Source organism: Amycolatopsis antarctica, assembly GCF_002262875.1.
In the GTDB taxonomy this organism is placed as follows: domain Bacteria; phylum Actinomycetota; class Actinomycetes; order Mycobacteriales; family Pseudonocardiaceae; genus Amycolatopsis; species Amycolatopsis antarctica.
Window position 1 is genome coordinate 381,174 of the sequence record NZ_NKYE01000004.1, and the last position, 20,421, is coordinate 401,594.

Sequence of the window (20,421 nt, forward strand, 5' to 3'; positions counted from 1 at the left end):
GCTCAGATGAGGACGGTGCCTTCCATGACGCCGATCGCGCGCAGGTCGCGGTACCAGCGTTCGACTGGATGCTCCTTGACGAATCCGTGGCCGCCGAGGAGCTGCACCCCGGCGCTGCCGATCTGCATTCCCTTGTCGGTGGCCAGTTTCCGGGCGAGCGCGACCTCCCTGGCGTACGGCTTGCCCTGCTCCGCCCGTGACGCCGCGCGCAGCATCACCAGCCGCATGCCCTCCAGTTCGATGGCGATGTCGGCGATGGAGAACGCGACCGCCTGCCGGTGACTCACCGGTTCACCGAACGCCGTGCGCTCGTTGACGTACGGGACGACGTAGTCGAGGACGGCCCGTGCGGTGCCTGCCGCCAGCGCCGCCCAGCCCAGCCGGGACAGCCGCACGACCTCGGCGAAAGTCTCGGCCGTGCCGCCGCCGAGCAGCGCGCCCGCGGGCAGCGCGACCCCGTCCAGGGTCAGCTTCCCGGTCGCCGCGCCGCGCAGGCCCATGGCGGGCTCCGCCTCGACGCTGACGCCGGAGGTCGAGGACTCGACGATGAACAGCGCGGGACCGCGCCCTTCCAGGTCGGCCGAGACGATGAACAGCTCCGCCTGCGCGGCCCTGGGCACCAGCGACTTCACCCCGTCGAGCCGGTACCCCTTGGGTGTCCGCCGGGCGCGTGTCCGCGGCGTGAATGGATCGAACAGCGGCGTCCGCTCCTGCAGGGCCAGCGCCGCCGCCGGAACGTTCTCGCCGACGAATGCGGGCAGGTAGTCGGCCTGCTGCTGGCCGTCTCCCCAGGCCACCAGCGCCGTGCTCACCGCGGACGGCGCGAGCACCGCGACCGCGAGCCCGAGATCGCCGTGGGCGAGCGCCTCGGCCACCAGCGCGCCGGTGACCACCGAACGCTCGGTGCCGACCCCGCCCAGGTCCTCCGGCACGCCGACCAGCGTCACGCCAAGCTCGGCGGCGCGGGTCAGCAGGCCGTCCGGCGGGGCGAGCTTGGCGTCGGCGTCCGAGGCGGCGGGACGGAGCTGCTCGCTCGCGAACTCGCGCACGGTGTCCACGATGAGCTGCTGGTCCTCGCTGGGGTCCAGGTCGAACAGGCCGGTGTCGGCCGCGGCCGGGAGCCGGACGGGTCCGCCGCGCTGCCGGGCGGTCCTGAACGTCCGGTTGGCCGCGCCCGCGGCCTTGAAGCCGCCCCGGGTGGCCGAGGAGACGAGGTTCTGCACGGGTTGGCGCAGGCCGGCGCGCTCGACGGCGCGGGAACCCGCGAGCCGGGTGAGCGCGGCGAGCCCGATGCCCATGGCGTCTCGTTTCTTCTGCGGTGCGCTCACGTCGTGCCTCTTCCCTCGCCGTTACTACTCGTCAGTAGGTTACCGTCCGCCCGGCGCGGACACCAGCGTGGGCGTCGCCATGACCCGCGCAGGCCCCGTCGTCGGCCCCGCTGTCGGTCTCGCTGGCGGCTCAGGCGAGGTCGAGCACGGCGACGAGCAGGGTGACGAGCTCGGGCTCGAGACCGGGACGGCCGTTCACCCGGCGCGTGCGGGCCAGGTCGTTGGCGACGGTCAGCGCCGCGTGCACGGTGATCTTCGCCTCTCGCTCGGACAGGCCCGGGTGGACGGCCACCAGCAGGCTCACCCACTGCGCCACGTAGTCGCGCTGCGTGCGGACGAGTTCGGCCTGCGCGCTCGGCGAGACGTGCGCCGGGTCGCTGGAGAACGACACGGCGAGCTCCGAGGACGCGGTGAGCGTGTGCACGTAGGACTCCACCAGTCCGCGCAGCGCCGCCCGCTCGTCCGGCGGTGCGGAGGTCCGCAGCGCGTACTCGGCGCCGAGGGCGATCCGGTCGGCTGCCCGGCGGCAGATCGCCGTCAGCAGGCCGGCCTTACTGGGGAAGTGGCGGTAGACGCTCGGTCCGGCGATGCCGACCGCCGCGCCGATGTCCTCCATGCTGACGGCGGCGAACCCGCGCTGGCGGAACAGCTCGGTCGCGGCGGTGAGTACCTGCTCGCGCCGCGAGGGCTCGGTCAGTGGCGCAGGGGGCGTGGGCGGGGAGTGCTCCGCCGGATCCGGCAGTGTGACGTGCAACACTCGGCGGGCGAGTTCGCCCAGCAGCTCGGTGAAGCGCTTGCGGGCAAGGGTGGTGCGGTGGACCGAGACGCTGCCGAACACGCTCATGCCCGCCCAGCACAGCACCTCGGCGTCCGCGACGTCGAGACCGGGCCGGAGGGCGCGCAGCATCCGGTTCCACTCGGCGAGCATTCCCGCCGACCGCCGCCGGATCTCCCGCTGGTGGTCCGGTCCGAGGTTGCGGCCTTCCCAGCGCCAGAGCGCGGTCAGTTCGCGACGTTCCACGGCCTGCTCGGCGAGGTTCCTGAGCAGGGTGTTCACCTGTTCCGGAGCGGGGGCGACCGGATCGGCCAGCGCTCGTTCGGTGACCGTCTCCATGTCGGCGATCCCGCTGAGCAGCACGTGCGCGAGCACCGACTGCTTGTCGGCGAAGTGCCGGTACAGCGCCGGACCGGTGACACCGGCGGCCGCGGCGATGTCGTTGATCCCCACCCCGTGATAGCCGCGCGCACGGAAAAGGCCCGCCGCGACCGTGGCGAGCTGGTTCTTCCGGTCGCGCGGCCGGCGCGCGGGAGTTCTGGTGGTGTCCATAGGTGAGCCCACCTTATCCGCACTCGGGTGAGGTACAACCCGTTGACAGCAGGAGAATTCGCGGGACTATGTTAATAGCGATTAGCACCGCTCGAAGCATCTTGACGACGAGTACACCCGACGAAACCAGAGCAGTACCTGCGAGGAGACCGTTGTGAGTAGTGAGGCGTTCATCTACGAGGCGATCCGCACGCCTCGTGGCAAGGGCAAGAAAGGCGCGCTGCACGGGACCAAGCCGATCGACCTCGTCGTCGGCCTGATCGAGGAGATGAAGCGGCGGCACCCGAACCTGGACCCCGCCGTGATCGACGACATCATCCTCGGCGTCGTGGCGCCGGTCGGTGACCAGGGTGGCGTCATCCCGCGGGCCGCGGCGATGGCCTCCGGCCTGCCCGACGCGGTCGCCGGCGTGCAGGTCAACCGGTTCTGCGCGTCCGGCCTGGAGGCCGTGAACCAGGCCGCGCAGAAGGTCCGCTCCGGCTGGGACCGGCTGATCATCGCCGGTGGCGTGGAGTCCATGTCGCGCATCCCGATGGGATCCGACGGCGGCGCGATGTTCCTCGACCCCGCCACCAACTACGACACCTACTTCGTCCCGCAGGGCATCGGCGCGGACCTGATCGCCACCATCGAGGGCTTCTCCAGGGAAGACGTCGACGCGTTCGCCGTCAGCTCGCAGGACAAGGCCGAGGCGGCATGGTCGGGCGGCTACTTCACCAAGTCGGTCGTGCCCGTCACCGACGTCAACGGTGTGACGATCCTCGACCACGACGAGCACCGCCGTCCCGGCTCCACCGTCGACTCGCTCGGCAAGCTCAACCCCGCCTTCGCCGGCATCGGCGACATGGGCGGTTTCGACGCCGTGGCGCTGCAGAAGTACCACGCCGTCGAGAAGATCGACCACGTGCACACCGGCGGCAACTCCTCCGGCATCGTCGACGGATCCGCGCTCGTGCTGGTCGGCGACGAGAAGGTGGGCAAGGACTTCGGTCTCACCCCGCGTGCCCGTGTGGTGGCCACGGCCGTCACCGGCTCCGACCCGACGATCATGCTCACCGGCCCCACCCCGGCCACCCGCAAGGTCCTCGACCTCGCCGGGCTCACCGTCGACGACATCGACCTCTTCGAGCTGAACGAGGCCTTCGCGTCCGTCGTCCTGAAGTGGATGAAGGACCTGAAGATCCCGCAGGAGAAGGTCAACGTCAACGGTGGCGCCATCGCCATGGGGCACCCGCTGGGCGCCACCGGCGCGATGCTCGTCGGCACGATGGTCGACGAGCTGGAGCGCCGCCAGGCCCGCCGCGCGCTGGTCACCCTGTGCATCGGCGGCGGCATGGGCCTCGCCACCATCATCGAGCGCGTCTGAGGGCGGGAAGACCATGACTGAGACCAAGACCATCCGCTGGGAGTCCGACGCCGACGGCATCGTCGTGCTGACCCTGGACGACCCCAAGCAGTCGGCGAACACCATGAACGCCGACTTCCGCGAGTCGCTCGGCATCATCGTCGACCGGCTGGAGGCCGAGGCCGACAGCATCACCGGCGTCATCGTCACCTCGGCGAAGAAGACCTTCTTCGCCGGCGGTGACCTGAACGACCTGATCCAGGCGAAGCCCGAGCACGCCGCCGAGATCACCGAGTCGACCAACACGATGAAGGCGCAGCTCCGCAGGCTGGAGACGCTCGGCAAGCCGGTCGTCGCCGCCATCAACGGCGCCGCGCTCGGCGGTGGCCTGGAGATCGCGCTCGCCACCCACCACCGGATCGCCGCCGACGTGAAGGGCAGCCAGATCGGCCTGCCGGAGGTCACCCTGGGGCTGCTGCCCGGTGGTGGCGGCGTCGCGCGCACCGTGCGGCTGCTCGGCATCCAGACGGCCGTGCTCAGCGTGCTCGCCCAGGGACAGCGGCACCGTCCGGCCAAGGCACTGGAGATCGGCCTCGTACACGAGCTTGTGTCCGATGTGGACGAACTGCTGCCCAAGGCGAAGGAGTGGATCAAGGCCAACCCCGAGGCGCAGCAGCCGTGGGACGTCAAGGGCTACAAGATCCCGGGTGGCACCCCGTCGAACCCGAAGTTCGCGGCGAACCTGCCCGCGTTCCCGGCGAACCTGCGCAAGCAGCTCAAGGGCGCCAACATGCCCGCCCCGAGGGCGATCCTCGCGGCGGCCGTCGAGGGTTCGCAGGTCGACTTCGACACCGCGACGATCATCGAGACGCGCTACTTCGTCAGCCTCGCCACCGGCCAGGTCGCGAAGAACATGACGAAGGCGTTCTTCTTCGATCTGCAGCACATCAACTCCGGCGGCTCCCGCCCGGACGGCTTCGAGAAGTACAGCGCCACCAAGGTCGGCGTCGTCGGCGCCGGGATGATGGGCGCCGCGATCGCGTACGTCTCGGCGAAGGCCGGTATCGAGGTCGTCCTCAAGGACGTCACCCAGGAAGGTGCCGACAAGGGCAAGGCGTACTCGGCGAAGCTGGAGGAGAAGGCGCTCTCCCGCGGCAGGACCACGCAGGAGAAGTCCGACGCGCTGCTGGCCCGCATCACGCCGACCGCGGACCCGGCCGACTTCGCCGGGGTCGACTTCGTCATCGAGGCCGTCTTCGAGAGCGTCGACCTCAAGCACAAGGTGTTCAGCGAGATCGAGAGCGTCGTCAACCCGGACGCGGTGCTCGGCTCGAACACCTCGACGCTGCCGATCACCAGCCTCGCCGACGGTGTTTCCCGGCAGGAGGACTTCATCGGGATCCACTTCTTCTCGCCGGTGGACAAGATGCCGCTGGTGGAGATCATCCGCGGGGAGAAGACCTCGGACGCCACGCTGGCCAAGGTCGTCGACTACACCCTGCAGATCAAGAAGACCCCGATCGTCGTCAACGACAGCCGCGGATTCTTCACCAGCCGGGTCATCGGGACCTTCCTCAACGAGGCCGTCGCGATGGTCGGCGAGGGCGTGGAGCCCGCCAGCATCGAGCAGGCCGGTTCGCAGGCCGGATACCCGGCGCCGCCGTTGCAGCTCATGGACGAGCTGACGCTGACGCTGCCGCAGAAGATCCGCAAGGAGACCAAGGCCGCGATCGAGGCCGAGGGCGGCACCTGGCTGGGTCACCCCTCCGAGGGCGTCATCGACCGGATGGTCGACGAGTTCGGCCGCAAGGGGCGTTCGACCGGCGGGGCGTTCTACGACTACGGGGACGACGGCAAGCGCACCGCGATCTGGGGTGAGCTGCGGGATGCGTTCGGTTCCGGCAGCACCGAGCTCCCGTTCGAGGACATGAAGGAGCGCATGCTCTTCGCCGAGGCGCTGGAGACCGTGAAGTGTTTCGACGAGGGGGTGCTCACCTCCATCCCGGACGCCAACATCGGTTCGATCTTCGGCATCGGCTTCCCGCCGTGGACCGGCGGCGTCATCCAGTACATCAACCAGTACGCCGGGGGCCTGCCGGGCTTCGTCGCCCGTTCCCGGGAACTGGCGGAGAAGTACGGTGACCACTTCACCCCGCCGCAGTCGCTCGTCGAGAAGGCCGAGAAGGGCGAGATCTTCGAGTAGTACCAACGAGAACCGACCGGTGCCCCCTACCGCCACGCGGCAGGGGGCACCGCCGTGTCGCGCGGCTGGGCATGCCGTGTCGGGCGGTTGGGCATGCCGTGTCGGGCGCTCCGGCACCCCGTGTCGGGCGGTTGGGCCAGGCGTTCGCCTATCGGCGTTCGACGTGGATGCCGTCCGGCACGGCAGGGCGTCCCTGCGGTTCGTCGTCCGCCCAGGTGCTTCTCCCGGCGCCCGACACGGGTACCCGAGAGCGCGACACAGGGTGCCCAACCGCCCGACACAGGGTGCCCGAGAGCGCGACACGGGGTGTCCGGGCGCGCGACACGACCTGTTGTACGGCCCGACACGGGGTGCCCGGGCGCGCGACACGGGGTGGTGGGGTCAGAGGAGGGGAGGGACCAGGGCTTCGATGAGGTGGGGGCCCGGTTCGGCGATCGCGCGGGTGAGCTGCTCGGCCAGTTCCCCACCGGTGGTCGCACGGGTCGCCGGAACGCCCATCCCCTCGGCGATACGGACGAAGTCGAGGTCGGGGCGGGACAGGTCAAGCAACTCGTTCGCCTTCTTGCCGGAGGCGTCGGCACCGACCCGGTGCAACTCCATCCGCAGGATCGCGTACGCCCGGTTGTTCAGCAGAACCGTTGTCACGTCGAGGTTCTCCCGCGCCTGCGTCCACAGCGCGGTGATCGTGTAGAGCGCGCTGCCGTCCGCCTGCAGGTTGATCACCGGACGGTCCGGCGCCGCGAGCGCCGCACCGGTGGCCACCGGCATGCCCTGGCCGATCGCCCCGCCGGTGAGCGCGAGCACGTCGTGCCGGGGCGAGCCGAACATGGCGCCGGGCAGCATCAGACCGGAGGTGTTCGTTTCGTCGGAGATGATCGCCCGCTCGGGCAGCACCGCGCCGATCACGTCCACCCAGTTCTGCGCGGTGAGCGGACCCTCCGGTACGTCCGGCCGGGATTCCTTGGCACACAGGGGTTCCACGCCCTCGGCCAGCAGTTCGGCGAGTTCGTTGAGCGCCGCGACGACGTCCTGGCCGGGTTCGTCCAGGGCGAGTACCGCGGCATCCTCCGGTGCCAGTTCGCCGCGCCGCCCCGGATACGCGAAGAACGACACCGGCGGACGGGCCCCGGCGGCGATGACGTGCCGCACGCCCTCGAGTTGGTGCGCGGCGTGCTCGGGCACGTAGCCCAGCCGTTCGACGGCGGGCAGGCCCGCGCCGCGTTCCAGCCGTGCGGGGAAGGTCTCGGTGAACGTCCGCGCGCCCGTCGCGACGGCGATCCGGGACGCCGCCAGCAGACCCTCCGCGCGGCAGGCTTCACCACCGAGCAGCAGCGCGACCGGCTCGCCGGAGCGCAGCGCCTCGGCGGCCGCGCCGATCGTCCGCCGGGACACGGCGCCCGGCCCGCGCGGGGCAACGGCCTCGTGCGGCTCGCCGCCCTCGTCCCAGGAGACGTCCGCGGGCAGGATCACCGTGGCCACCCCGCCCGGGGCGTCCTGGGCCGCGGACACGGCCGCCGCCACGTCTGCTCCGACCTCCGCCACCGACGCCGACCGCCGCACCCACCCGTTCAGTGTCCCGGCAAGCGCCTCGATGTCGGACTCCAACGGGGCGTCGTGACGCTTGTGGCCGGTGGCGTGGTCGCCGACCAGGTTCACCACGGGCGTGTACGCCCGCCGAGCGTTGTGCAGATTCGCCAGCCCGTTGGCCAGTCCCGGCCCGAGGTGCAACAGGGTCGCCGCGGGTCGTCCGGTCATCCGGGCGTAACCGTCGGCGGCGCCGGTGACCACACCCTCGTCGACGCACAGCACCCCGCGCATCCCGGGGACCGAGTCGAGCGCCGCCACGAAGTGCATCTCCGAGGTGCCCGGATTGGCGAGACACACGTCCACGCCGGCGTCCGCGAGCGTGCGGATGGCGGACTGCGCGCCGTTCATGGTGCTCGCTTCCTGTTGTGTCCCAACGATGCGCTGCGAGGGTGCTAGACGGCGGCCGCGGCTGCCCTGCCCGCCTGACGCCCGGAGAACAGGCAGCCGCCGAGGAAGGTGCCCTCCAGCGAGCGGTAACCGTGCACACCGCCGCCGCCGAAGCCGGACGCCTCGCCCGCCGCGTACAGGCCGGGCAGCGGCTCGCCGTCGGCCCGCAGTACCCGGCCGGACAGGTCCGTCTGCAGTCCGCCGAGCGTCTTGCGGCTGATCACGTGCAGCCTGACGGCGATCAGCGGGCCCGCCTTCCGGTCGAGCAGGCGGTGCGGCGGTGCGACCCGGACGAGCTTGTCGCCGAGATAGCCACGCGCTCCGCGCAGGGCGGTGATCTGCATGTCCTTTGTGTACGGGTTGGTGATCTCCCGGTCGCGGGCGAGGATCTCGGTGCGGATGTCCGCGGCCGACAGCAGTTCGTCACCGGTCAGCGCGTTCATCTTCGACACCAGTTCGTCGAGATTCGTCGCCTGCACGAAGTCCGCGCCCCGGTCGAGGAACGCCTGCACCGGACCGGGCGCGCCGGGCAGCGCCCGCTTGAACGTCAGCCGGAGGTCCTTGCCGGTGAAGTCCGGGTTCTGCTCCGAGCCCGACAGCGCGAACTCGCGTTCGATGATCTTCTGGGTGAGGACGAACCAGGAGTGGTCGTATCCGGTGCCGCGCAGGTGTTCCAGGGTGCCGAGCGTGTCGAACCCCGGGTAGAGCGGTACGGGCAGCCGCTTTCCGCGCGCGTCGAACCACATCGACGAGGGCCCGGGCAGGATCCGGATTCCGTGCGAGGGCCAGACGGGGGAGTGGTTCTCGATGCCCTCGACGTAGTGCCACATCCGGTCGCGGTTGATCAGGTTCGCGCCCGCGTCCTCGCTGATGCCCAGCATGCGGCCGTCGACGTGCGCGGGGACACCGGAGAGCATGTGCTCGGGCGGTGTGCCCAACCGTGCGGGCCAGTTCTTCCTGATCAGGTCGTGGTTGCCGCCGATACCGCCGGAGGTGACGATCACCGCCTGCGCGCGCAGTTCGAACTCGCCGACGCCGGCGCGGGAGCTGCGTTCTCCCCTGGCCACGTCGCTGGGTTCGAGGACGGTGCCGCGCACGCCGTCGACCGCGCCGCCGGTGAGCGTCAACCCGTCGACCTGGTGCCGGAAACGCAACTCCAGGCGACCCTCGCGCACGGCCTCGCGGACGCGGCGCTCGAAGGGGGCCACGATGGCGGGCCCGGTGCCCCAGACGATGTGGAAGCGGGGCACCGAATTGCCGTGGCCGACCGCTCCGTATCCGCCGCGTTCGGCCCAGCCGACGACGGGAAAGAAGCGGATTCCCTTGCCGTGCAACCAGGAACGCTTCTCCCCGGCGGCGAAGTCGACGTACGCCTTCGCCCACTGCCGTGGCCAGTGGTCCTCCGGCCGGTCGAAGGCCGCGGTGCCCTCCCAGTCCTGCCAGGCGAGCGCGTGCGAGTCCTTGATCCGCAACCTGCGCTGCTCGGGGCTGTCGACGAGGAAGAGGCCACCGAACGACCAGAACGCCTGGCCGCCGATGCTCGCCTCGGGTTCCTGCTCGACCAGGATCACCCGGCGGCCGGCGTCGGCCAGTTCGCTCGCGGCGACCAGCCCGGCGAGCCCGGCGCCGACCACGATGACATCCGCGTCCATTCACGTCTCCGTTCTCCGGCATGCGCCCACTGCGAACGTACGAACGCTATCGCACCAGGCGGCACCTCACCCGGACGTGAGTTCCGGCCGCGACTCCCTCCACCTGCCCCTGACCAGGGCGCCTGCCGCAGTACGTCGACGTATTGCGCGCCCCACGAACCGCAATACGTCGACATATTGCGATTCTGGGGACCGCAATATGTCGACGAATGGCGGTGGGGTTACTCCGCTCGGGCGAAGCTGAGGGTCTCGCCCTCGACGCCGCGCAGCCACAGATCCTGTGCCGCCTCGGCCATCTCCGGCAGGCCCTCGGTGATCGTGGCGAAAACGTTGCCGGGTACCCAGCCCGCGTCCCCGTTGATCAGCAGGTTGTTCCGCCCGTAGAAGATCGCCAGGTCGGTGGCACCCTGATCGCTGTGCGCCTCGCTGCCCTCGTCGTAGCCGTACGCCGGGTTGCCGATCTCCCACGCCTCGAAGCCGAAGTAGACGACGTCGCCGGGGATCGGGGTGATCGTCGGGTTCTCCCGCCCGGGCTTCGGCTCCGCGAACGGCGGCACGAGCGTGTAGACCTCGTTGCGGGCGTACTTGGCGTGGTAGGCGGACGCGCTCTGCGGCAGGGCGTTCCACACGGCCTCACAGGTGCGCGGTGCCTCGGCGTCGAGCAGCACGGCCCGGCAGGAGACGCCCCGCTTGTCGAGCGTGATGGTGATGTAGCGAGCCACTTCCGGGGTCCCTCTCTCAGTTGCCGGTGACGGACGCGACCGCGTCGGCCCAGATGGCCAGCGCCTCGTCGATCTGCTCGGCGGTGACGACCAGCGGCGGGATCATCCGCACGACGTTCATGTGCGCCCCGCAGGTGAGCAGCAGCAGCCCGCGCGCCGCGGCCGCCTTCTGCACGGCCGCGGCGGTGGCGCTGTCCGCCTTGCCCTCGGCGGTGGTGAACTCCGAGCCGACGAGCAGGCCGAGCCCGCGGACGTCGCCGATCGCCGGGGTCTTGTCGGCCACCAGGCGTGCGCCGTCGAGGAGTTGACGGCCGCGCTCGGCCGCGTTCTCCACCAGGCCCTCGTCCTGGATGACGCTCAGCGTCGCCGCCGCGGCGGCGCAGGAGACGGCGTTGCCTCCGTAGGTGCCGCCCTGCGAACCCGGCCACGCCTTGCTCATCAGTTCCTTCGAGGCCGCGATGCCGGACAGCGGGAAGCCGCTGGCCAGGCCCTTGGCGATGACCACGACGTCCGGCCGGACGTCGAAGTGGTCGTGGCCCCAGAACTTGCCGGTGCGCCCGAAACCGGTCTGCACCTCGTCGATGATCAGCAGGATGCCGTGCTCGTCGGCGCGCTGCCGCAGCCCGGCGAAGAACTCGGTGTTGCCGGGCACGTAGCCGCCCTCGCCGAGGACCGGCTCGATGACGAACGCGGCGGTCTCGTTCGCCGCGCTCACCGTGGCGAAGAGGTAGTCCAGCTCCTGCAGGGCGAAGTCGGTGGCCGTCTTGACGTCCCAGCCGTAGCGGAACGCGTTCGGGAACGGGGCGACGTGCACGCCGGCCATCAGCGGCGAGATGCCCGCGCTGAAGCGGGTGCCGGAGGTGGTCATCGAGGCCGTGGCGACGGTGCGCCCGTGGAAGCCGCCGTGGAAGACGATCACGTTCGGCCTGCCGGTGGCCTGCCGGGCCAGCCGCAGGGAGGCCTCGACGGCCTCGCTGCCGGAGTTGGCGAAGAACAGGGAGTCGAGTCCGCTGGGCAGCACCTCGCCGAGGCGCTCGGTCAGCTCCAGCAGTGGCTTGTGCATCACGGTCGTGTACTGGCCGTGGATGAGCTTGCCGACCTGCTCCTGGGCTGCGGCGACGACGCGCGGGTGGCAGTGTCCGGTGCTGGTGACACCGATCCCGGCGGTGAAGTCGAGGTTGCGGTTGCCCTCGGTGTCGTAGAGGTACACACCCTCGCCGTGATCGACGACGACCGGGGTGGCCTGCTTGAGCAGCGGGGAGAGCTGGGCCATGGCAGCGACGCTCCTTCGGGGTGCGAGTTCGTGATGCGCGCGGTGTTGTCGATTGTTGACAATATTCGTAGCATGGCTTTCGGAGCTGCGCAATCACGTGCGCGCTCGGCCGAATTCGCGCTCGTGCGGATAGGGAAGGGGCAGGTGGATGAACGCGACACCCAGCGAGACCGGAGTGGTCGACGCGGTCGCCAAGGAGCTGTTCGTCGGCGGCAAGTGGACGCCGGCCGAGGGCGGCAGGACCTTCGCCGTCCACGATCCGTCCACCGGCAAGGCGCTGTGTGAGATCGCGGACGCCTCGCCGGCCGACGGTGCCGCCGCGCTGGACGCCGCCGTCGCGGCCCAGGCCGGGTTCGCCGCGATCGCCCCCCGGGAGCGCGGCGAGATGCTGCGCCGGGCCTACGAGCTGCTGATCGAGCGCAACGAGGAACTCGCGCTGCTGATGACGCTGGAAATGGGCAAGCCACTGGCCGAGGCGCGCGGCGAGATCACCTACGCCGCCGAGTTCTTCCGCTGGTTCGCCGAGGAGGCCGTGCGCATCGACGGTGGGTACGCCGTCGCCCCGAACGGCAGCGGCCGGTTCCTCGTGCACCGCCAGCCGGTCGGCCCGGCGATCCTGATCACGCCGTGGAACTTCCCGATGGCGATGGGTACCCGCAAGATCGGCCCAGCGATCGCCGCGGGCTGCACCTCGGTGATCAAGCCCGCCGCGCAGACGCCGCTGTCGATGCTCGCGCTGGCCGGCATCCTCGCCGAGGCCGGCGTGCCCGAGGGCGTGGTCAACGTGATCACCACCACCGATTCCGGTGGCGTGATGGAACCCCTGATCCGCGATGGCCGGGCCCGCAAGCTCTCCTTCACCGGTTCCACCGGCGTCGGCCGCAAACTGCTGGAGCAGTGCGCGGAGAAGGTGCTGCGCACGTCGATGGAGCTCGGCGGCAACGCGCCGTTCATCGTCTTCGACGACGCCGACCTGGACGCCGCGATCGAGGGCGCCATGCAGGCCAAGATGCGCAACATCGGTGAGGCGTGCACCGCGGCGAACCGCTTCTACGTGCAGCGCGGCGTCGCCGACGAGTTCGCCCGCAGGCTCACCGAGCGGATGGCCGGACTGCCGATGGGACGCGGCACCGAGGACGGTGTGGTCGTCGGCCCACTGATCGACCAGGCGGCGATCGACAAGGTCGGCGGCCTGGTGCGCGACGCCACCGACAAGGGAGCGAAGGTGCTCACCGGCGGCTCCGCCGTGGACGGTCCGGGCAACTTCTACCAGGCCACCGTGCTCACCGACGTGCCGAAGAACGCGAACCTCGCCTCGGAGGAGATCTTCGGCCCGGTCGCGCCGATCACCCCGTTCGACACCGAGGACGAGGCCGTGGCCGCGGCCAACGACACCGAGTACGGGCTCGTCTCGTACCTCTACACCAGTGACCTCAAGCGGGGCCTGCGCGTCACCGAGCGCCTCGAGGCCGGGATGATCGGGCTGAACCAGGGGATCGTGTCCAACCCCGCTGCGCCGTTCGGCGGGATCAAGCAGTCCGGGCTCGGCCGGGAGGGCGGCACCGTCGGCATCGAGGAGTTCCTGGAGACCAAGTACGTCGCGGTGGGCCTGTGATGGCCGGCAAGGACTACCGCATCGCGACGATCCCGGGTGACGGGATCGGCGTCGACGTCACCGTCGAGGCGTGCAAGGTGCTCGACCGTGCCGCCGCGCTGCACGGCTTCGGGCTGAAGTGGACCGAGTTCGACTGGAGCTGTGAACGGTTCACCGAGACCGGGGCGATGATGCCCGAGGACGGCGTCGCGCAGCTCTCCGCGTTCGACGGGATCTTTCTCGGTGCCGTCGGGTTCCCCGGCGTCGCGGACCACGTCTCCTTGTGGGGCTTGCTGATTCCGTTGCGGCGGGCGTTCGCCCAGTACGTCAACCTGCGCCCGGTGCGGCTGCTGCCGGGTACCACCTCGGCGCTGGCCGGGCGGTCGGCGGACGAGCTGGAGATGGTGATCGTCCGGGAGAACTCCGAGGGCGAGTACTCCGAACTCGGCGGCAGGCACAACAAGGGCCAGCCCGGTGAGTTCGTGCTGCAGGAGTCGGTGTTCACCCGGGTCGGGGTGGAGCGGATCATCCGGTACGCCTTCGAACTGGCGAGAACCCGCGTGGGCAGGGTGTGCTCGGCGACGAAGTCCAACGGGCTCATCCACTCCATGCCGTACTGGGACGAGATCTTCGCGGAGATCTCCGCCGAGTACCCGGATGTCCACAGTGAACAGTGCCATGTGGACGCTCTGGCGGCGCGGATGGTGCAGCAGCCCGAACGTCTCGACGTGGTGGTGGCCTCGAACCTGTTCGGTGACATCCTCAGCGATCTCGCGGCGGCCGTCACCGGTGGCCTCGGCATGGCGCCCTCGGGCAACATCAACCCGCCGGGGGAGTACCCGTCGATGTTCGAGGCGGTGCACGGCAGCGCACCGGACATCGCCGGGCAGGGCATCGCCAACCCCGTCGCGCAGGTGCTGGCCGGTGCGATGATGCTCGAACACCTCGGTGAAACCGCCTGCGCGCAGGCCGTTCGTGACGCCGTGGAGCAGGTGCTCGCCGAGGGCTCGGTGGCCACCCCGGACCTGGGTGGCAAGTCGACGACGGCCGAACTCGGCGACGCCGTCGCCGCCGCCCTCGGCTGAACCCGAACCCGACCCCGGCCCGCCGTGTCGCGTGCCCCGGCACCCCGTGTCGCGCGGCAGAGCATGCCGTGTCGCGCGTTCCGACATGCCGTGTCGCGCGGCAGAGCACCCCGTGTCGTGCGATACGGCATGCCGGGGCGGTGCCGGCCGGGTCAGGAATCCAGATGCGCGACGATGCGAGCGGCCATCGACGCCGGGTCGCCGTCCCCGTGCCGCAGCAGTACCTCGGGGTCGGCGGGCGCCTCGTACGGATCGTCGATCCCGGTGAAGCCAGTGATCTCGCCTGCCCGTGCCCTGGCGTACATGCCCTTCGGGTCGCGCCGTTGGCAGACCTCCAGCGGGGTGTCCACGTGCACCTCGGTGAACGGCAGCCCGGCCGCCTGGTGTGCGGCCCGGACGCGGTCCCGGTCGATGCGGTACGGGCTGATCAGCGACGCGATCGCGATGATGCCCGCGTCGGCGAACAGCCGGGCCACCTCGCCGACCCGCCGCACGTTCTCCGCCCGGTCAGCGGCGCCGAAACCGAGACCCGCGTTCAGCCCGTGGCGCAGATTGTCGCCGTCGAGCAGGTAGGCGGGGCGTCCCGAGCCGACGAGCGCGCGCTCCAGTTCCACCGCGACGGCCGACTTGCCCGAAGCGGAAAGGCCGGTGAGCCAGACGGTGCCGCCCCGCGAGACGCGCTCCTCGCGGGTCACCGCTCCGGAGTGCCACACCACCCCGGAGCCCTGACCGCTCGGGCCGGTGATCATGCCCGCCGCCACGGTGTTGTTCGTCGACTCGTCGACGAGGATGAAGCTGCCGGTACCCCGGTTGCGCCGATAGGCGTCGAACAGCAGAGGCTGTTGCGTGCGCAGGCTGATCCGGCCGATCTCGTTGAGCGACAAGGACCTCGCCGTTGTGACCCGGTGCAGGGAGTGGACGTCGAACCGGTAGTCGAGGCCGCGCACGCCCGCGCGGGTCGTGCGGGTGGTGTGCCGGATCGTGTACGTCCGCCCCGAGTCCAAAGTGGACTCACCGGTGAGCCAGCAGACCATCGCGTCCAGGTCCTGTCCCGCGTACGGACGGTTGCCGGGACGGCGCCGCTGCGGCCGATGTCGAGCTTGTCGTCCAGCCGGATGGTCACCGCCTGCGGGGGAAACGCCTCTGGCACCGGTACACCGCACGGGCCGTGGCTGTGCGAGATCCGCCAGGTGAGACCGGAGGGCAGGACCAACACCTCGTCGCCGGGCTTGAACACGCCCCCCGCGACGGTTCCCGCGTAGCCGCGGTAGTCGTGCGGCGCGCCCTCGGTTCGCGGCCGGATGACGTACTGCGCCGGAAACCGGGCGTCGATCAGGTTCCGGCCGGAGGCGACGTGCGCGTTCTCCAGGTGGTGCAGCAGCGAAGTGCCCTCGTACCACGGCATCTCGGTGCTGCGGTGCACGATGTTGTCCCCGTGCAGCGCCGACACGGGCACGAACGTCAGATCGCTGACGTCCGGCTTCATCGCGAACCGGCGGAAGTCCTCGCGGATCTCCGCGAAGCGCTCCGCGGACCAGCCCACCAGGTCCATCTTGTTGACGCACACCACCAGGTGGCCGATGCCGAGCAGGCCGGCGACGAAGGCGTGCCGCCGCGACTGCTCCAGCAGGCCCTTGCGCGCGTCGACTACGGTCTTGGAGTCGAACAGCAGGCGGCCGATCAGGGTGGACCTGCCGTCGTCCACGCTGCCCGCCGTCGCCAGCCGCAGGAGCTGCGCCATCAGAAGTAGCCCTCCTTCTTCCGGTCTTCCATGCCCGACTCGGAGATCCGGTCGTCGGCACGGGTCGCGCCGCGCTCGGTGAGGCGGGTGGCGGCCACCTCGGCCACCACCTCCTCGGGGGTGGCGGCGGCCGATTCCACGCAACCGGTACAGGTGGCGTCGCCGACGGTGCGGAAGCGGACCCTTGCCAGGTACGGCCGTTCGTCGGGCCGGAGCTCGAGGAAGCGGTTGGCGGCGAGCAGCATGCCGTCGCGGGACACGACCTCGCGCCGGTGGGCATAGTACGACGAGGGCAGTGCGATCCGTTCGGCGCTGACGTAGGACCAGATGTCGAGTTCGGTCCAGTTCGACAGCGGGAAGACCCGGATGTGCTCGCCTTTGCGGTGCCTGCCGTTGCAGAGGTTCCACAGTTCCGGTCGTTGCCCGCGCGGATCCCACTGCCCGAACTCGTCGCGGAAGCTGAACATCCGTTCCTTGGCGCGGGCCTTCTCCTCGTCCCGCCGCGCGCCACCGAACACCGCGTCGAACCGGTGCTCGCCGATCGCGCGGAGCAACGCGGCCGTCTGCAACCGGTTGCGGCTCGCGCCCGGCTCGGTCTCCTCGGTCACCCGTCCCGCGTCGATGTCGTCCTGCCCGCGGGAGACGACCATCCGGACGCCGAGTTCGGCCACGGTCCGGTCGCGGAACTCCAGCACCTCGTCGAAGTCGTGCCCGGTGTCCACGTGCAGCACCGGAAACGGCGGCCGGGCGGGCCAGGACGCGCGCATCGCCAGGTGCAGCAGTACCACCGAGTCCTTGCCACCGGAGAACAACAGCACCGGGCGTTCGAAGGTCGCGGCGACCTCGCGCAGCACGTGCACGGACTCCGCTTCGAGCGCACGCAGGTGGGACAGTTCGTACGCCGTTCTCACGCCGCCTCCCGGACCGAATGCGAATCGTTCACCGTTCCGCCCGGGTTCTCCGGCGGAGGCCCGCTGTAATGCCTGGTCACCGGCTTGTTTCCCGGTGATATGTACCCGGCCCGACGACCGTAGGTGAACTTTCGGCAGGGCCGCAAGCGCCGTAGGTCGCCGGATGGCGCGAGCTACGCTGGGGCCATTCCGGCCGGTTCGTGACCTGAATACGGGGGACTCTGGAGCCATGGCGAACACGAGCTCGCGGATGCTGCGACTGCTGTCCCTGCCGCAGACCCACCGGTACTGACCGGGCGTGGTGCCGGCCGCTCGCCTCGAGGTGAGCGAGCGGACGCTGCGCCGCGACGTCGACCGGCTGCGCGAGCTGGGATATCCGGTCGACGCGGCCCGCGGTGTCGCGGGGGGCTACCAGTTGCGGTCCGGGGCCGCCATGCCCCCGCTGCTGCTCGACGACGAGGAGGCCGTGGCGATCGCAGTCGGGCTGCGGACGGCCGCGGCGCGGTCGAGGGGATCGAGGAGACCTCGGTGCGGGCGCTGACGAAGGTCGTCCAGTGATGACGCCCCGGCTGCGACGGCGCGTCGAGGCCTTGCGGGAGTACACCGTGCCGGTCGGCTGGGGCCAGGGCCCGGCCGTGGACGCCGTCACGCTGACCGTGCTCGCGCAGGCCTGCCGGGACGACGAACGGCTGCGTTTCCGGTACACCGCGCGCACCGAGGCGGCGAGCGACCGGCACGTCGAGCCGTACCGGCTGGTCTCGCTCGGCCGCCGCTGGTACCTCCTCGCCTGGGACCTCGACCGGCACGACTGACGCACTTTCCGGGTCGACCGCCTCACCGGCCCGGCCGCCACCGGTGCCCGCTTCCGGCAGCGGGACCTGCCGGGCGGCGACGCGGGCGCCTTCGTCCGCGACCGGATCGCGGCCATCCCGGCGCGCTACCGGGTCGTCGTCGAGCTGCGGGCCCCGGTTGCGGAGGTCGAACGGTCGGCGGCGGGCTGGGGCACCGTCGAGCCTGCCGGGCACGGGCGGTGCCGGTTGCTGATGAACGTCGACTCGGTCGAATGGCCCGCCATGCTGCTCGGTTCGATCGGGGCGGAGTTCACCGTGCTGCGGCCCGAGGAACTCCGTGTTCACCTGCGCCGCACCGCGGAACTGTTCGGCCGGGCCTGAACTCGTCGCGTCCTGCGCGGAAATCCGGCGACCGCGGGCCGTGCCGCGTGCGAGGCTGTGCCGGTGAACGAGGACTGGGAACGACGGGTGGCCGACGCATGGGCGTCGATCGACGAGTACGGCGAGACGGAGTTCCGGGCGCTGATCGAGGGCCTGGCGGCCGAGCTGCCCCCCGGCGACGGCACCGCCGACTTCGAGCGGGCCTGCGCGTTCGACTCGACCGGCGACCCGGCCCGCGCCGTCACGCTGTACCGGCAGGCCACGGCGGCCGGGCTGACCGGGGAGCGGCGGCGGCGCGCGGCGATCCAGCTCGCCAGCTCGCTGCGCAACCTCGGGCGCCCCGAGGAGAGCGTCGCGCTGCTGACGGCCGAACGCGACGCGGGCTCGGACCATCTCGACGACGCGCTGCGTGCCGTGCTCGCACTCGCCCTCACCGACCTCGGGCGGGAACGTGAGGCCGTGTCCATCGCGATCACCGCACTGGCCGCGCACCTGCCGCGCTACCGCCGGTCGATGGCCGAGTACGCCCGGCTGCTCGTCGAGCCCGAGTAGCCGGCGGCGCCGGACACGCGGGGAATCGTGGCCAGGATCTGACCGCGATCGCTCCTAGCGTCGGAAACGGAAACACCGACGCGCGGAGGAGAATTGAGCATGACGATCGTGGTGACGACCCCGACCGGGAACGTGGGATCCCGCGTGACGCGGCTGCTGGTGCAGGCCGGGGTGCGGCCGACCCTGTTCCTGCGCGACCCGGCCCGGCTCGACCCGGACCTGCTCGACCACGTGGACACCGTGCGTGGTGACCAGGGCGACGCGGAGGCGGTCCTGAGCGTCACCGCCGATGCCGACGCCCTGTTCTGGGTCGACCCGCCCACCGGTGACCCGGATCCGATCGCGACATCCGCGCGGATGGGTGCCGTCGTCGCCCGCGCCGTACGGGAGAACGCCGTCCCCCGCACCGTGTTCCTCAGTAGCGTCGGCGCGGAGAAGCGGTCCGGTGCCGGTGAGATCGACGGTCTCGCCCGGACCGAGCAGCAACTCGACGAGACCGGCGAATCGGTGCTGCACCTGCGTTGCGGGTACTTCTACAGCAACCTGCTGCTCGACCCGGACGCGCTGCGCGAGGGCGTGCTGCGTACCGCGATGCCGGTGGATCACCCGATGCCGTGGGTCGATCCGCGCGACATCGGCGACATCGTGGCCGCCCGGCTGCTGCACACCGGCTGGTCCGGCCGCCGGGTCGAAGCCGTCCACGGCCCGGCCGACCTCACCTTCGCCGAGGCCGCGGCGATCCTGCGGCGCGTCACCGGCAGGCCGTTCCGGGCGGAACGGATCGCGGACGAGGACCTGCACACCGCACTGGTCACGGCCGGCCTGAGCGACAAGCAGGCGGACGCGATCGTGCGGATGTCCAGCGGCCTGCGGGACGGGTTCACCCCGGAGAATCCGCGTGGCACGCTCGGTACCACGCCGACGACGCTCGCGGCCTGGGCGGCCCAGAACCTGCCGTCGGTGAGCACGGCACCCGGCCGCGGGCGCGGCGACATCGCGGTCGCCGCGCCCGCGGCCGGTGGCGAGTGGATCAGCACCACTTGGGCGCGCGGTACTCGGCGATTCCCTTGAGCCTGTTGTACTCGAATTCGCGGGTCTCCCCGAACGGAATCTTCTTGCAGCTCGGGTCGGGTCCGCGGGCGACGTCGATTCCGGAGTTTCGCTTGGTGGCGTGACAATTGAGAATCGTCACGATTCCGGAGCCGCCGAAGTTCGCGTCGCGTTCACCCATGAAGTAGAGCTTCTGCTTGCGGTTCGAGCACGGACGGTCGAGCACGCCGACCGGCGCCGAGGTCGAAGCGCTCTCCGCCACGACACCGGAAGTGAACGCACCGGAATCGGTGGCCGAGGCGGGTACCGCCGTCACCAGTGCCGCTGTCACTCCGGCGAAAACCGTTGCCGCGATCTTTCCCTTCATCATTTCTCCCCTTCGGTTCGGTTATTCGAAAGCGATTCGAAGATAACGGTCTTTTCGCTCGATGATGCGCGAGCGGGACGAAGAGAGAACGAAGGGCGTGATCGCCCACCGGTCGTCACGCACTT

General features: G+C 70.7%; 14 protein-coding genes and 2 pseudogenes. 7 read left to right on the forward strand and 9 right to left on the reverse strand.

Annotated features, from left to right (window positions below):
- Positions 1-2: 2 nt before the first annotated feature.
- Positions 3-1,298, reverse strand: coding sequence for an acyl-CoA dehydrogenase family protein (locus tag CFN78_RS09590; protein WP_094862269.1), 1,296 nt, complete (start codon positions 1,296-1,298; stop codon positions 3-5).
- 160 nt (positions 1,299-1,458) lie between these two features.
- Entirely contained in the window at positions 1,459-2,655 is a 1,197-nt protein-coding gene (locus tag CFN78_RS09595; protein WP_094862270.1) for a TetR/AcrR family transcriptional regulator, read from the reverse strand.
- 154 nt (positions 2,656-2,809) lie between these two features.
- Between CFN78_RS09595 and CFN78_RS09600 the strand changes: the two genes are divergently transcribed.
- Positions 2,810-4,021, forward strand: coding sequence for an acetyl-CoA C-acetyltransferase (locus CFN78_RS09600; protein WP_094862271.1), 1,212 nt, complete (start codon positions 2,810-2,812; stop codon positions 4,019-4,021).
- Positions 4,022-4,034: 13 nt separating this feature from the next.
- Positions 4,035-6,203 (forward strand): 3-hydroxyacyl-CoA dehydrogenase NAD-binding domain-containing protein, encoded by a 2,169-nt coding sequence (locus CFN78_RS09605; RefSeq protein WP_094862272.1) that lies wholly within the window; start codon positions 4,035-4,037, stop codon positions 6,201-6,203.
- A 381-nt stretch (positions 6,204-6,584) separates the two neighbouring features.
- Here CFN78_RS09605 and CFN78_RS09610 read toward each other — a convergent pair whose 3' ends face one another.
- From CFN78_RS09610 to CFN78_RS09625, 4 genes are all read right to left on the reverse strand, one after another.
- Positions 6,585-8,138 carry an acetolactate synthase large subunit gene (locus CFN78_RS09610; RefSeq protein ID WP_094862273.1) on the reverse strand — a complete coding sequence of 518 codons (1,554 nt, stop codon included), beginning with the start codon at positions 8,136-8,138 and terminating at the stop codon, positions 6,585-6,587.
- Between the two features lie 44 nt (positions 8,139-8,182).
- Positions 8,183-9,829, reverse strand: coding sequence for an FAD-binding dehydrogenase (locus tag CFN78_RS09615; RefSeq protein ID WP_094862274.1), 1,647 nt, complete (start codon positions 9,827-9,829; stop codon positions 8,183-8,185).
- A 221-nt stretch (positions 9,830-10,050) separates the two neighbouring features.
- Complete coding sequence (locus tag CFN78_RS09620) at positions 10,051-10,551, reverse strand: DUF3830 family protein (RefSeq protein ID WP_094862275.1); 501 nt, start codon at positions 10,549-10,551, stop codon at positions 10,051-10,053.
- Positions 10,552-10,567: 16 nt separating this feature from the next.
- Positions 10,568-11,824 (reverse strand): aspartate aminotransferase family protein, encoded by a 1,257-nt coding sequence (locus tag CFN78_RS09625; RefSeq protein ID WP_094862276.1) that lies wholly within the window; start codon positions 11,822-11,824, stop codon positions 10,568-10,570.
- Positions 11,825-11,972: 148 nt separating this feature from the next.
- Here CFN78_RS09625 and CFN78_RS09630 point away from each other — a divergent pair, with 148 nt between their 5' ends.
- Both CFN78_RS09630 and CFN78_RS09635 read left to right on the forward strand, forming a co-directional pair.
- The gene (locus tag CFN78_RS09630) at positions 11,973-13,439 is read left to right on the forward strand and encodes an NAD-dependent succinate-semialdehyde dehydrogenase (protein WP_094862277.1); all 1,467 of its coding nucleotides are present in this window, start codon (positions 11,973-11,975) and stop codon (positions 13,437-13,439) included.
- Positions 13,439-14,503, forward strand: coding sequence for a tartrate dehydrogenase (locus CFN78_RS09635; protein ID WP_094862278.1), 1,065 nt, complete (start codon positions 13,439-13,441; stop codon positions 14,501-14,503). Before CFN78_RS09630 ends, CFN78_RS09635 begins: the two co-directional genes overlap by 1 nt.
- A 152-nt stretch (positions 14,504-14,655) precedes the next feature.
- Here the strand turns inward: CFN78_RS09635 and cysC are convergent.
- Together cysC and cysD are read right to left on the reverse strand one after the other, a co-directional pair.
- Positions 14,656-16,244: pseudogene (gene cysC / locus CFN78_RS09640) on the reverse strand (adenylyl-sulfate kinase).
- Complete coding sequence (cysD, locus tag CFN78_RS09645) at positions 16,244-17,155, reverse strand: sulfate adenylyltransferase subunit CysD (protein WP_094862279.1); 912 nt, start codon at positions 17,153-17,155, stop codon at positions 16,244-16,246. Before cysD ends, cysC begins: the two are co-directional and overlap by 1 nt.
- Before the next feature lie 229 nt (positions 17,156-17,384).
- On the opposite strand from cysD, the pseudogene CFN78_RS09650 reads away from it, so the two are divergent.
- The 3 genes and pseudogenes from CFN78_RS09650 to CFN78_RS09660 all read left to right on the forward strand — a co-directional run bounded on the left by CFN78_RS09650 (position 17,385) and on the right by CFN78_RS09660 (position 19,950).
- Positions 17,385-18,327: pseudogene (locus CFN78_RS09650) on the forward strand (helix-turn-helix transcriptional regulator).
- 63 nt (positions 18,328-18,390) lie between these two features.
- A complete protein-coding gene (locus tag CFN78_RS09655; protein ID WP_094862342.1) occupies positions 18,391-18,879 on the forward strand; it encodes a tetratricopeptide repeat protein in 489 nt (162 codons plus the stop codon).
- A gap of 99 nt (positions 18,880-18,978) precedes the next feature.
- The gene (locus CFN78_RS09660) at positions 18,979-19,950 is read left to right on the forward strand and encodes an NmrA family NAD(P)-binding protein (RefSeq protein WP_094862280.1); all 972 of its coding nucleotides are present in this window, start codon (positions 18,979-18,981) and stop codon (positions 19,948-19,950) included.
- Here the strand turns inward: CFN78_RS09660 and CFN78_RS09665 are convergent.
- Positions 19,910-20,296, reverse strand: a complete 387-nt coding sequence (locus CFN78_RS09665; protein ID WP_133116314.1) for a hypothetical protein — start codon at positions 20,294-20,296, stop codon at positions 19,910-19,912. The genes CFN78_RS09660 and CFN78_RS09665 overlap by 41 nt on opposite strands.
- Between the last annotated feature and the right edge of the window lie 125 nt (positions 20,297-20,421).